Raw genomic sequence first — 12,616 nt, forward strand, 5'->3', positions numbered from 1 at the left:
ATTTTTATGAAGTGGTATGAGAATGCGGTGTTTTATCATATTTATCCATTAGGATTAACAGATGCACCGAAAAATAATGATTATCAAATTACAGAACATCGTTTGAATCAATTAGGCCCTTGGATCAAACATATCAAAGAAATTGGCTGTAATGCGCTATATATTGGACCGTTATTTGAATCGGTTGGACATGGATATGAAACAACGGATTACTATAAGTTAGATTCTAGACTTGGTGATAATGAGGATTTAAAGAAGTTTATACAAGATTGTCATTATCATGGTATCCATGTGATTTTTGACGGTGTATTTAATCATACGGGAAGAGATTTCTTTGCGTTTAAGGATATTCAACAGAATCGTGAAGGCTCTCAGTATAGAGATTGGTATTGTAATGTAAATTTCCAGGGGAATAATGAATACAATGATGGCTTCTCCTATGATAACTGGGGTGGATATAACTTACTAGTAAAACTTAACCAGCATAACCCTGCAGTGAGACAATACCTGTTGGATGTGGTGAAGTATTGGGTAAGTGAGTTTGACGTGGATGGTATTCGACTAGACGCGGCGGACGTATTAGACTTTGGTTTTATGCATGAGCTACGTATGCTGGCGAATGAAATCAAGCCTGACTTCTGGTTAATGGGGGAAGTGATTCATGGCGACTATAGTCGCTGGGTAAATGATGATATGTTGCATTCTGTTACAAACTATCAACTATATAAGGCACTGTATTCTGGGCACAATGAACATAACTACTTTGAGATTGCACACACAGTGCGTCATCTATTAGATAAGGGGAATCTACCCCATCATCTTTATAACTTTGCGGATAATCACGATGTAGAAAGAATTTATACAAGACTCCATAACAAACAAGAGTTTGTGCCATTACATATTTTGATGTATACACTACCGGGTATTCCTTCTATTTATTATGGAAGTGAGTTTGGCATTGAAGGAAGAAAAGAGAAACATTCTGATGCAGTTTTACGCCCTGCTATTCATTTAGAAGACTATAAAAATGCGGTCAATGAGAATGGCTGTACCAATATCATCGCAAGACTTGGTGAAATTCGACAGAAGAATCCTGTATTCGCAGATGGTATTTATCAAGAACTACGACTGACAAATCGCCAGTATGCTTTCTTACGTACAAATGAAATAACACAAGCTATCGTTGTAGTGAATAATGATGAAGCGGATTCATCACTAGAGATTCCAGCGAATGGAACTTATACAGAAGTGCTGAGTGGAGAAGTTCAGAATGTGAATGGAAATCTAAATGTTTATCTGCGTGCATGTTCAGGGCAAATCTGGATTCGAAACTATGATGAAACAGTTGCTAAGAAAAAGGAAGTTAAGATTTTGGAAACCAAACAAGCTGAAGTAAAAGAGGAAATAATCAAGCAGGTAACCGTTAATCATAGTAAATCCTATGAAGAGATGAGTATTGAAGAACTACAAGCATGTGTATTAGAGAAGCTTGCGAAGAATGGCCCAGTGACAGAACAAATGAAACGGGATGTCGCAAATAACGTTTATTATGATTCGTTGGTCAACTGGGTAAAGAGCTTTAGAAATTAAAATAGCCGCAGCATAAGCTGCGGTTGTTTGTATATTTAGGCTTTACGTTCATGCATTAGAATGAGCGGAATCAATAGGATTGCACAAGAAATCCAAATGGTTGGATAACCCAACTGTTTGGATATCACACCACCAAGGCCTGCGCCAATTGCGAAGATTACAATAATACCAAAGTAATGCATGGATTGGTGAAGGTATGTTTTATTCTTTGTTCGAAAGAAAGCGGAAAGTCTTGCGGTAGCGCTCTTAATATTACCGATACACATGGTACTAGCGTATGTGTTTCCATTTACCTTGCGGAAGGATTGTACTTGTAAGGCACAGGAGAATGATACAAGCATATTTGCGATGTTGTTGAGACTACCCGGAATAAAACCAACAAGTAATAATGTGATAATCTCGATAAGTACGATAAATTGTCTCCAGTGAAGGGATTTCTTTTCTTTCAGGCGACCTTGCAGTTGTTCAGCAATAAATACACCAACGATAAAAGCGAAGATAGGTAATAGATAGTTTAGGCTATGTGCTACATTTCCTTCCATCAAGTTCTGTGTCATTAAGACTAGATTACCGGTTTGTGCGTTTGCGAATACATGGTTTCTGGTATTAAAAGTATAGGCATCTTGTAATCCTCCGCTAAAAGCAAGAAAGGCAGAAGTAATGAATGCATCTGACATTTGTTGTTCTTTCATAGTTATAATCCTCGATAGTATTCTTTAGCAGTCTCAATATATTTTTGGACTGCTGATGATGGATGTTTACGATAAATAATACCGTAAATGCGTATCCAATCTGTATTTAGTTGAATTACTTTGAGATTTGGTACTCGATCGATAAATGGGTTCGCTGTTAATAATAATTGACTTGTATTACTAATTTGATACGCTATATGAATTTGATTATCCACATCGCTACGTTTTAATAGGTTTTCTGGATGTTGAATAAAAGTATCCTTTAACTTTTGGATGTAGTCAGCGGGTACCATCTGATGAAAGTAATAGAGCTGATATTCACATAAGTCTGATAAATTGATTGTATCCTTGTTTGATAAAGGATGATTGAAAGACATCGCAACTTTAAAAGGAGTACGGAATAATTCATCAAAGCAATATAATGCATTCTGTTGGTCGAAGGAGAAGAATGATTCTCCAACATCAATGATACCACTACTTACACGATATTCACCGGAATGATTTGGATGAACAACCTTTTGGAGTTTGATTTCGGGATAACGTTTTGTAAATAAATCGTTTACTGGATCAAGAACTACTTGGTGTTCAACGGAACCAATACGAATACATTCACTATGGGTAAGTTTGTTACAGGCTTCAAGAATTTTATCTTGCTCATTCAACAAGTGTTTTGCGCCCTCATAAAATATCTTTCCAGCGTCTGTTAGTTTTACGCCAGTTACGGTGCGTTGAAGTAATTTGAAACCAACTTCATTTTCTAAACTATTGATATGTTTCATCATAGCCTGTTTAGACATGTAATATGTATGTTCTGCCTTTGAGAAACTGCCGTTATCCGCAACGGTTATTAAGATTTTTAACCGTTCGTCATTCATAGTAGCCTCCGGTAACCTTTCGTTACCAATACGGTAATATTAAGATAATTCCCTCTCAAAAACAAGTGACTTAAAATCAAAGTGTATTTAAAAATGTGAGGGAAAATATGAAAAAACAAGTAGCAGTTCTTTTGGCAGTCAGCTGTTTGATTGGATGTAATGCAAATACAGCAAAGCAACAATCCACATCTGCCACAGAAACAACATATGAAACAACAGCAGATGTAATCATTGTTGGCGCTGGTGCAGCAGGTATGACTGCTGCGATTACTGCAGCTGAAAATGGCACAAAGGTTATTCTTTTAGAGAAGAGTAATAAAGTTGGTGGTAATACATTCTGTGCTGTAAATGGCATTAATGCAGCTGATGCAAAAGCTCAATTAGAAAACGCAGAATATCAAGCAAATGGCACCAAACAAGGATTAAAAGAGTTACAGATGAACAATGTGGATGCCAAAGAGGAACTGGTTGATGCGTTTGTAAATCATAGTGGAGAAGTAATTGATTGGATTTCTGGTTTAGGTGTTCAATTTGAAGTGGACATCCAACATGATCAACGTAATCAAACAGCAAACTACTATATGTTGAAGGCGGCAGGTGATGAACCAACCTCTATTACAATGTTATCTACCTTAAGCAAGCAATTAGAAAAGACAGACAATCTTACACTTTATAAGAATATGGATGTATATGACATTCTTACAAAAGATGGAAAAGTAGACGGCGTAGTCGCTAAAGATAAAGATGGAAAAGAAGTTGAATACCATGCAAGCAAGGTTGTTCTAGCAACTGGAGGTTTTGGGCAAAATCGCGAACTAGTTGGAAAAGTAAATCATAGACTTGCGAATGCAATTACAGATGAGATTGCACCTACAACAGGTGAAGGTCTACTAATGGCACAAAAACTAGGTGCCGCAACAGTAAATCTCGACGCTATTCAAACATTCCTACATGTTATTGCAGGCTATGGTCTTGTTACACCGATGAATCTACCTGGTGGATTTGTGCCAGATGCAATCTATGTAAATTCTTCCGCAAAGCGTTTTACAGCCGAAAGATTTGAAGCAGTTGATGATGTTCTTGCACAAAAGGATGGTGTCGTATACTGCATCTTCACTGAGAAGAATCTTAACGATACTTTACGTTCAATCGTACAAGCAGGATTCATCAAAGAGGGTGATACGGTTGAGGAACTTGCAGAAAATCTTGGCCTTGATAAAGATGCTCTAAAAGAAACAGTGAATGCATTTAATCAAGATATCGCAGATGGTAAGGATGATGAATTTGGTAGGGATAAGAATTTAAATCCTATTGAAGGCAAATTATATGGATATCAATTCGGTGTAGGTGCACATTACTTCATGGGTGGTATCTTAATTAACGCAAATACAGAAGTATTGAAAGAAGATGGAACAGTTATCAGCGGATTATACGCGGCTGGTGAAGTGACCGGTGGATTCCATGGAACATTCCGTGTTGATGGATCTGGTTTAGGAGATTCCTTTACATTCGGAAGAATTGCTGGAACAGAAGTATCTAAATAATCTAAAAATTACTAAACATAGAAGATATAGCTTAGTAGTTTTTTTACGTAAATGATTCAAAATTATAACATTGGTTTAGCATTCACTAACCCTTTGGTCAGAGTATATTGAAAACTATACTTGTAACCATTAAAATAGAAAGGCAGGAGGTCAATACGAATGCTAAATAAATTTCCAGAAAAATTAACACTTCTTCGAAAGCATTACGGTCTTTCACAGGGTGATGTCGCAACAAAAATCAATGTGAAATTTACCGATTATATGAACTGGGAAAATGGCAACAGTATCCCATCAATATCAAATATTCGTAAGTTATCAGTATTGTTTGGTGTTCCGGTTGAATCATTTATTGATAATCGAAAGGTAATTGAATTACCTGAGGTAAAGGTAGTGCCACAAGTACAGCCACAGCCTCAACAACCAACAACAGAACAAAAGCCAGATGAAACTGTTAAGGCTGATACAGTCCATACGCAGAGAGTGAATTCTGTTAAGAACGACTTGGGTAGTACACGTGCAATGGATGCAGGTAAAATTAAGACAGCCGCAAAGGTTGCAGAACCAAAGGAACCTAAGAAAGAGGTCAGCCAAAAGAAGCGCAAGAAGATTTCTTATGCGATTATGGCAGGATGCTTAGTTGCGGTAGTGGTAGTTATTGCAATTATTCTTCGTTTTACAACAGGTGGTAAGTCAGGCTTTACGGTAGAAACTTCTGAATTAAACCGCATTGCGGAAGGTGATACATATACATTATTTATCAACAAGAATAACTCTTTAGAAGTCTATGGTGATTTCCAATATAAGAATGAATTTCAGGATGTTGTACAGGTAAGTGCTTATGGAAGTCATGCGGTTGGCCTCAAGAAGGATGGTACAGTCGTAACAACTGATAAGAATGAGGAAGTTGCGAAGTGGAAGAATATTAAGGCTATCGCTGCTGGTAAAGACCACACTGTTGGTTTAACAAATGATGGTAAGGTTGTTTGTGCAGGTAGCGAGCTTGCATGTCAGGTAAGTGATTGGTCAGATGTAGATAGTATTTACGCTGGTGATGATGCCACATTTGCGATTATAAATGGACAGGTGAAAGTATCTGGTAACTCTGCAAACTTCAGTTCGATTAGCGATGCGAAGAAGTTAGCTGTTGGAGAATCACAAGTACTTGTATTAAAGAAAGATGGCAGTGTATCTGCTGTATCCCTAAAGGGGAGCAGTACAAGTGATGTGTCTAGCTGGACTAAGATTTCATCAATCGCAGTTGGTAAAAACTATGTGGTTGGTGTGCATGAAGATGGCACAGTTAGTGTTGTTTCGGATGATAAAGATTTAAAGGAAGCTGTTGGAGCTTGGACAGATGTGAAATACATCGCAGCGTATGATGATACACTCGTTGCCTTCAACCGTTCTGGTAAGATGTATGGTTATGGTGATAACTCCAGTAGCCAATATGAAAATTCATTCAAGACAGACGCAAAGCAACTATCACAAGTGAAGAATATTACATTTACAGTCACAACAGCGAATGTAAATATCGCTTGGGATCCGGTTGAAAATGCGGATTACTATGAATTAACAGTTAATACGAATCCAATTACAGAACATAAGAATATTATTTCCAATAGTGATAGTATCGCATCCTCATCCTTAAAGGATGGAGAGACATATGTTGTAACAATCACAGCACATTCTAAGAAGGAAGATAAATATAAGACAAGTGAGAAGACTTCTATTAACTTTGCCTACAATGCAAAGACAGTACAGCTCAACTCACCAACAGATATTACTGCGACCGGCTTGCAGAATGCATGGCACTTTGCATGGTCACCAGTAGAGAATGCGGATAAGTATAACATCTCAATCGATGGAACAGTTGCGGCATCAAATGTAGAAGGAACATCTATTACAATTGATGGTATCTCATTTGCGGAAGGTTCCGAACATGAGATTAGTATTACAGCTCTATCATCTAATCCTGCATACACAGAAAGTGTACCAACGAAGGCAAAGATGAAGTATACTATCAGCAAAGGTAAAATCAAGATCAATTTTGAAAAACCGGATGGTAGTAGTGCTGGTTCTAAGACATATGAATTAAATGTTGGTTCATACTATGCTCAAAACATCATCAAACCTAGTGATATTCCAGGTGGATTCAAACTAGCAGATGAGCAGACTACAGCAGAAGTTATGAATGGTCAGACAACAGAAGTAACGGTCAGATTACAGGCAAATTAAGGCAAGGAGAAATACATGGACAGACTTTGGTATTACACAAAACGAGGTAGCACAGAAAAATTTGGCCCATTTACAGATGCTGAATTAGTGCAGTTCATCAAACAAGAAATTCTTTGCAAGGATGACTATATCTGGATGCCTGATTTGAAGAATTGGTTGGAAATATCAAATTCAATCTATGCAATCTATTTACCAGCTTCAGATACAACAGTAGAAATATAAAGAAAAGAATGTATTTGTAGGGAAGCCTATAAATACATTCTTTTATACATGCATTATTTTCTGCGAATGTTATGAAGTGTAGTTGTTCCGATGATTGTACCAAGACTAAGTGCCACAAGAGATAACCCACAATCAAATGCCTGTATTTCTGCTAGTCTGATATTACCTGTTACGATAGATGCAACCATGTAGTGGAACATGTCTCCAGGAATAAGTGGAATAATGGATGGATAGATAAAGTAAGCAGAAGGAACTTGAAGCTTACGTGACATAAATTCTCCATAGAGTGAAGCCGCAAGCGCAGAAATCAAAGTAATCACAAAATGATTCTGCACAAAACTGGAGAGTGTAACATTTACAAGACGTACCAAGAATCCACCAAGACCTGCATACAATAACTTGTCTTTTCCGTGAATACCGAACGTTACGCTGAAGCCTAATGAAGCAGTAAAGGATAATAGTAAAACTAAAATAGTATTTACCATGCGCCTGCACCTCCCATTAGGATAACGGCGAAGTACATACCAGCTGCTAGAGATGCACTCTCTAAGAATACATTTAATAGTTGTAAAATACCGTTAAACTCATGTCCACAAATTAAGTTGCGGAATGCATTGACGAGAGGGATACCTGGGATCATGAGTAAACTGATAGAAATCAAAGTCCACTGTGTATCTGCAATCAATCCTACTTTAACTAACAAGAAGGATAGAACCGTACCCAAGAACATACTAACGATATTGTTGATAATCTTATCTGTACGTAGTCTTGAAAGAGCACGATTGATCCAGAATAAGCAGAATGATACAAGTGCAGTCGCAATCATATCACTAGGCTTACCACCGAGAATAAAGCATACGCTGGTAATCGCTAATACCTGACATAACACAGTTGTTATGAGCTTATACTTCTTTGTGTTTTCAACTTGGTCTAGTATATTCTGTAACTGTTCAGTAGGAATTGGGTGGTTGGCTACCTGATGCATAATGTTATTTAAAACACGTAAGTTTTCTAGATTGATTGATATTCCAGAAATATCTAATTGTTTTGTGTATGTATTTCCATCCGTACCGCGGAAACATATACTAACGTATTGATGCGTCATAACGGTACTGAGTTCAGTTAACTGATACGCTTCAGCATTCTTTTCAATGGCATATTCTACATGTTCAAGGGTTGAACCATTGGCAAGTAATGCTTGGGCTAGTTTTGCCAGGTAATTTAATACCTGTTCCATTTCTAAATGTGAGTTCATCATTTTCTCCCTGTTTGGATACTAGTATATATTTATATTTTGATCGATGACAAGTGAAAGCTTAGAGATAGTAATTTCATGTTTATCGGTAGAACAATGCTATAGTAAAACAGGGTGATGAAATGAAAGAAAAAGTAGGTTTAGTTTACTCGATAGCACAGGATAACCCATGGGTAACAAGCTGACAAATGACGATGAGAAAATAGTTAATGTCGGTGGAGCAATCATTGTGAAAACCAATATTCCAGTAGGAATCAAAACAGATCAAGGAACTATTTATACGGAAATCATGATAGGAGAAAATAGTATGATGAATAACGCAATAAAACCAGGTGAAGTATTTGGATTAAAGGATTTAGTACCATACCAAGATGGTAAGATTGTAAACATGGATGTTGCACACAACGAAAAGATGAAGTTTGTTGTGATGGCATTCGATGCAGGAACAGGCTTATCTGAACACGCAGCTCCAGGAGAAGCGTTAGTATTTGCCTTAGATGGTAGTGCTACAATTATTTATGAAGGTGTAGCACATGAAATTCATGCAGGTGAACAGTTCTGTTTTGCAAAGGGTGGATTACACGCAGTAACTGCAACAGAAAAGTTCAAGATGGCTTTACTATTAACTTTATAAGAAAGATAAAATGTCTCACTGTGAAGTGAACCCCAAAAGTTGGACAACAACTTAGGAGGTTCATTTTTATTATGAAATTTACATTTGAAGACAAGGTACAAATCTACAAGGAACGAAAACTTGGAACCACATTTTCTAAGCTCCAGTTAAAATGGAAAATGCAAAAATCTAAAATTGAATATATTGTTAGGCTAGTTGATAAACATGGATTGGATATTCTACGTCATATTCATCATGATTATTCTATCCAATTTAAAGAAGCAGCCATCTATAGAGTATTGACTCTTCATAAGTCAATAATGAGCGTATCAATAGACTTAGGGTTGTCTACCGATAGTCTTCTCTTTCGATGGATTAAAGAATATAAAGAAAATGGATATAATGTCGTTGTAAGGAAGCGAGGACGACATGCCAAAGAAGAAAACAATCGAGGAGCTGGAGAAAGAAAACAAGCTCCTACGCGAGCAGAACTTGAGGCTATTAATAGAGAACGAATTCATAAAAAAATTAGATGCCTTAGTTACGGAAAGAGAAAAGAGAGAAAAGAAGAAATAGTTAGGGCGATATCGGAACTAAGGCAAGAACTACATGTACCTGTTGGATATATCATCCAAACGATAAATACCAGTACACAATTGTCTTATCATATCAGCCGTTCTGACTACTATTATTGGAAAGACAAACAAGACAGTGATTTCAAATATGATGATGTAATGAATGACATCATCAATGTTTTCTATACCCATAAGAGAAGATACGGATATCGACGTATTTATCTGGAAATCAGAAAGCTGTATCCAACGATCAATCGTAAGACGATACAAAGGCTTATGCATAAGATGAGTCTATTTGGAAATACACCTAAAGCTAAATACAAATCATACAAAGGCAATATGAATGGTACAGTAGAGAATCACTTACTAGAAAAGGTAGTTGATGAAGAGAATCACATTACCTATTACAAGCGCAACTTCTTACAAGCGCAACTTCTCTACAAGTACAGTTAACGAGAAATGGACAACAGATGTATCAGAGTTCCACATCACTGCAGGCAAGCTGTATCTATCACCTATTCTCGACATGCATAATAGAGAAATTATATCTTGGAATATATCTAATAATCCAAACTATGAGCAGATTGCCAATATGCTTGATATCGCGGGAGTTTTACAGTTGTAATTTAACAAGATAATGAATAAACCCTTTATTGATGGTGGATATCCATCTTTTTTTGTTGTCAAAATTTATGTATTTTTATGTAGTGTGGTGGTGTGCTTTGTGTTATAATATTGATAGAGGTGATCTTGTATGTTTCTACATATACTGAAAGACAGACAATACGAAAGACTCTACATCCGCCATTCCGTTCGTAAAGGGAATGGTGTCCGTTCCGAGAACGTCAAAAGCCTTGGACGCATAGACTCGCTCATGAAGGAAATGAATCTTTCTAGGAAACAGGTATTGGAGTGGGCACAAAAGCAGGTAGACCAAATGAACGACTCTCCTTCTGCTCCTCCTGTACTATTATCATTGTTTCCTGACAAGAAGATAGTTATGGATGAACAGCGTTCCTTCCATGCAGGATATCTATTCTTACAGTCCATCTATTACGGTCTAAAGATGAAGAACGTGTTCCGTACCATATCATCACATGGCAGATTTGATTTCGACATTGATGCGATATGTTCAGACCTTGTCTATGCACGCATACTGGATCCCGGAAGCAAACTTTCCTCATATAAGACGGCATCTTCCTTTCTAGAGCAGCCAAAGTATGAATTGCATGATGTGTATCGTGCACTAGGAACGCTATCTAAGGAGATGGACCATATATTGGCAGAAGTATACAAGAACAGCAATCATATCCTAAAGAGAAATAACAGTGTCCTATATTATGACTGTACGAACTACTACTTCGAGATCGAAGAAGAGGATGGCTTCAGACAATATGGCAAAAGTAAGGAGCACCGTCCTAGCCCTATCGTACAGATGGGACTGTTCATGGATGGCGATGGCATTCCTCTGACGTTCGACCTCTTTGAAGGTGCAAGCAACGAACAACCATCCATGAGACCTCTAGAGCAAAAGATCATACGGGATTTTGGTTTCCAGAGATTCGTTATATGTACAGATGGAGGTCTAGGATCAGAAAACAACCGACTGTTCAACGACATCGAAGGACGTGCATTCATTTGTACGCAATCGCTCAAGAAGCTAAACCGCAAGAAACGCGAGGAAGCGATGTCGAACCAAAGATGGAAACGTCTGAAGGATGGAGCGACAGTTGATATCGAAGAGATACAGAGAGAACCATACAAGCATATCGATGACATCTATTACAAAGAAGAGCCATATGGCACCAAGAAGGTAGCTGGTCAATTGATGATCGTCACCTATTCACCAAGATATGCGACATATCAAAAAGAGATACGGGATTCACAGATTGCACGTGCAGAGTCCATGGTAGACAAAGGCTCTATCCAAAAGCAAAGAAGAAACCCAAACGATCCTGCAAGATTCGTAAGGGTCACAGCTACCACATCAGATGGAGAAATCGCATCCGAGGAGCACTATGCGATAGACCAGGACAAGATCGATAGTGAAGCGATGTATGATGGCTTCTATGCCATCTGTACCGACCTGGTAAATGACAAGATAGAAGACATCCTAAAGGTCAGCGAAGGAAGATGGCAAATAGAGGAAGCATTCCGCATCATGAAGACAGACTTTGAAGCAAGACCTGTATATGTCAGAAAGAAGGACAGCATCCGTGCACACTTCCTGATATGTTATCTGGCCCTACTGATCTTCCGCATCCTAGAAAAGAAGTTAGGTCCAAGCTATACATCATCAGAACTGATTACTACATTGAGAGAATACAAGCTATTGAAGGTAAACGGACAAGGATACATACCGGAATATAAGCGAACAAAGATAACGGATCATCTACATAAAGAATTTGGATTCTGTACGGATACAGAGATCGTTCCAACAGGAACCATGAGAAAGATCATATCTGAAACGAAAAAATAGAATCCCACACTACACAGATCAACAAAACGAAAATGCCAGAAACCCTTTCTACATCGTGGTTTATGGCATTTTTTACATTTATAACTGTCAAAGATGGGAATATATCTAATAATCCAAACTATGAGCAGATTGCCAATATGCTTGATATCGCATTTCATAGATATCCAAATATAGAAGGACTGATATTCCATTCTGATCAAGGATGGCAATATCAAATGAATCAATACCATAAGGCTCTACATGAACACGGGGTCATCCAATCGATGTCTCGCAAAGGAAATTGCCTAGATAATTGTGTAATGGAGAACTTCTTTGGAAAGATGAAGAATGAGATGTTCTACGGACATGAATATGAGTTCCATACATTGGAAGAATTGAAATGTGCCATGGAAGAATACATACACTATTACAACGAAGAAAGAATACAGACAAAATTAAAAGGCCTAACCCCTTGTCAGGCAAGGAATCAAGCCTTATCATGTCGGTAAATTAACGTGTCCAAGAAATTGGGTTCACTTCATGATGAGGCATTTTTA

12 protein-coding genes and 1 pseudogene are annotated in these 12,616 nt (G+C 37.7%); 9 read left to right on the forward strand and 4 right to left on the reverse strand.

Annotated features, from left to right (window positions below; genetic code table 11):
* Positions 1 to 6: 6 nt before the first annotated feature.
* A complete protein-coding gene (locus RGT18_RS00365) occupies positions 7 to 1,590 on the forward strand; it encodes an alpha-amylase family glycosyl hydrolase (protein WP_028078403.1) in 1,584 nt (527 codons plus the stop codon).
* Between the two features lie 35 nt (positions 1,591 to 1,625).
* On the opposite strand, the gene RGT18_RS00370 is transcribed toward RGT18_RS00365, so the two are convergent.
* Both RGT18_RS00370 and RGT18_RS00375 read right to left on the reverse strand, forming a co-directional pair.
* A complete protein-coding gene (locus RGT18_RS00370) occupies positions 1,626 to 2,282 on the reverse strand; it encodes a YoaK family protein (protein WP_037404079.1) in 657 nt (218 codons plus the stop codon).
* 2 nt (positions 2,283 to 2,284) lie between these two features.
* Positions 2,285 to 3,157: a LysR family transcriptional regulator gene (locus RGT18_RS00375; protein ID WP_028078401.1), complete on the reverse strand. Its 873-nt coding sequence runs from the start codon at positions 3,155 to 3,157 to the stop codon at positions 2,285 to 2,287.
* 107 nt (positions 3,158 to 3,264) lie between these two features.
* Between RGT18_RS00375 and RGT18_RS00380 the strand changes: the two genes are divergently transcribed.
* The 3 genes from RGT18_RS00380 to RGT18_RS00390 all read left to right on the forward strand — a co-directional run bounded on the left by RGT18_RS00380 (position 3,265) and on the right by RGT18_RS00390 (position 7,158).
* Positions 3,265 to 4,701, forward strand: coding sequence for an FAD-dependent oxidoreductase (locus RGT18_RS00380; RefSeq protein ID WP_028078400.1), 1,437 nt, complete (start codon positions 3,265 to 3,267; stop codon positions 4,699 to 4,701).
* A 159-nt stretch (positions 4,702 to 4,860) separates the two neighbouring features.
* Positions 4,861 to 6,936, forward strand: a complete 2,076-nt coding sequence (locus RGT18_RS00385; protein ID WP_028078399.1) for a helix-turn-helix domain-containing protein — start codon at positions 4,861 to 4,863, stop codon at positions 6,934 to 6,936.
* A gap of 15 nt (positions 6,937 to 6,951) precedes the next feature.
* Positions 6,952 to 7,158: a DUF4339 domain-containing protein gene (locus RGT18_RS00390; protein WP_006525750.1), complete on the forward strand. Its 207-nt coding sequence runs from the start codon at positions 6,952 to 6,954 to the stop codon at positions 7,156 to 7,158.
* A gap of 53 nt (positions 7,159 to 7,211) precedes the next feature.
* Here RGT18_RS00390 and RGT18_RS00395 read toward each other — a convergent pair whose 3' ends face one another.
* Together RGT18_RS00395 and RGT18_RS00400 are read right to left on the reverse strand one after the other, a co-directional pair.
* Entirely contained in the window at positions 7,212 to 7,643 is a 432-nt protein-coding gene (locus tag RGT18_RS00395) for a threonine/serine exporter family protein (protein ID WP_028078398.1), read from the reverse strand.
* On the reverse strand, positions 7,637 to 8,413 hold the full coding sequence (locus tag RGT18_RS00400; protein WP_245580932.1) for a threonine/serine exporter family protein: 777 nt from the start codon (positions 8,411 to 8,413) through the stop codon (positions 7,637 to 7,639). The genes RGT18_RS00395 and RGT18_RS00400 overlap by 7 nt, the downstream gene beginning before the upstream one ends.
* Before the next feature lie 169 nt (positions 8,414 to 8,582).
* On the opposite strand from RGT18_RS00400, the gene RGT18_RS00405 reads away from it, so the two are divergent.
* The 5 genes and pseudogenes from RGT18_RS00405 to RGT18_RS00425 all read left to right on the forward strand — a co-directional run.
* Complete coding sequence (locus tag RGT18_RS00405) at positions 8,583 to 9,047, forward strand: cupin domain-containing protein (protein ID WP_051241018.1); 465 nt, start codon at positions 8,583 to 8,585, stop codon at positions 9,045 to 9,047.
* A 71-nt stretch (positions 9,048 to 9,118) separates the two neighbouring features.
* The gene (locus tag RGT18_RS00410) at positions 9,119 to 10,054 is read left to right on the forward strand and encodes an IS3 family transposase (RefSeq protein ID WP_338174662.1); all 936 of its coding nucleotides are present in this window, start codon (positions 9,119 to 9,121) and stop codon (positions 10,052 to 10,054) included.
* Complete coding sequence (locus RGT18_RS00415; RefSeq protein WP_338174664.1) at positions 9,984 to 10,226, forward strand: DDE-type integrase/transposase/recombinase; 243 nt, start codon at positions 9,984 to 9,986, stop codon at positions 10,224 to 10,226. Before RGT18_RS00410 ends, RGT18_RS00415 begins: the two co-directional genes overlap by 71 nt.
* A 129-nt stretch (positions 10,227 to 10,355) precedes the next feature.
* Positions 10,356 to 12,080, forward strand: coding sequence for an IS1634 family transposase (locus tag RGT18_RS00420; protein ID WP_338174666.1), 1,725 nt, complete (start codon positions 10,356 to 10,358; stop codon positions 12,078 to 12,080).
* Between the two features lie 98 nt (positions 12,081 to 12,178).
* A pseudogene (locus RGT18_RS00425) lies at positions 12,179 to 12,568 on the forward strand (transposase); the annotation flags it as partial.
* Positions 12,569 to 12,616: the final 48 nt, after the last annotated feature.

Source organism: Solobacterium moorei, assembly GCF_036323475.1.
In the GTDB taxonomy this organism is placed as follows: domain Bacteria; phylum Bacillota_I; class Bacilli_A; order Erysipelotrichales; family Erysipelotrichaceae; genus Bulleidia; species Bulleidia moorei.

Excerpts from the sequence above, each read along its gene's own strand:
- RGT18_RS00365 (WP_028078403.1), top strand. The coding sequence starts at position 7 with ATGAAGTGGTATGAGAATGCGGTGTTTTATCATATTTATCCATTAGGA.
- RGT18_RS00370 (WP_037404079.1), bottom strand. The coding sequence starts at position 2,282 with ATGAAAGAACAACAAATGTCAGATGCATTCATTACTTCTGCCTTTCTT.
- RGT18_RS00375 (WP_028078401.1), bottom strand. The coding sequence starts at position 3,157 with ATGAATGACGAACGGTTAAAAATCTTAATAACCGTTGCGGATAACGGC.
- RGT18_RS00380 (WP_028078400.1), top strand. The coding sequence starts at position 3,265 with ATGAAAAAACAAGTAGCAGTTCTTTTGGCAGTCAGCTGTTTGATTGGA.
- RGT18_RS00385 (WP_028078399.1), top strand. The coding sequence starts at position 4,861 with ATGCTAAATAAATTTCCAGAAAAATTAACACTTCTTCGAAAGCATTAC.
- RGT18_RS00390 (WP_006525750.1), top strand. The coding sequence starts at position 6,952 with ATGGACAGACTTTGGTATTACACAAAACGAGGTAGCACAGAAAAATTT.
- RGT18_RS00395 (WP_028078398.1), bottom strand. The coding sequence starts at position 7,643 with ATGGTAAATACTATTTTAGTTTTACTATTATCCTTTACTGCTTCATTA.
- RGT18_RS00400 (WP_245580932.1), bottom strand. The coding sequence starts at position 8,413 with ATGAACTCACATTTAGAAATGGAACAGGTATTAAATTACCTGGCAAAA.
- RGT18_RS00405 (WP_051241018.1), top strand. The coding sequence starts at position 8,583 with ATGGGTAACAAGCTGACAAATGACGATGAGAAAATAGTTAATGTCGGT.
- RGT18_RS00410 (WP_338174662.1), top strand. The coding sequence starts at position 9,119 with ATGAAATTTACATTTGAAGACAAGGTACAAATCTACAAGGAACGAAAA.
- RGT18_RS00415 (WP_338174664.1), top strand. The coding sequence starts at position 9,984 with ATGAAGAGAATCACATTACCTATTACAAGCGCAACTTCTTACAAGCGC.
- RGT18_RS00420 (WP_338174666.1), top strand. The coding sequence starts at position 10,356 with ATGTTTCTACATATACTGAAAGACAGACAATACGAAAGACTCTACATC.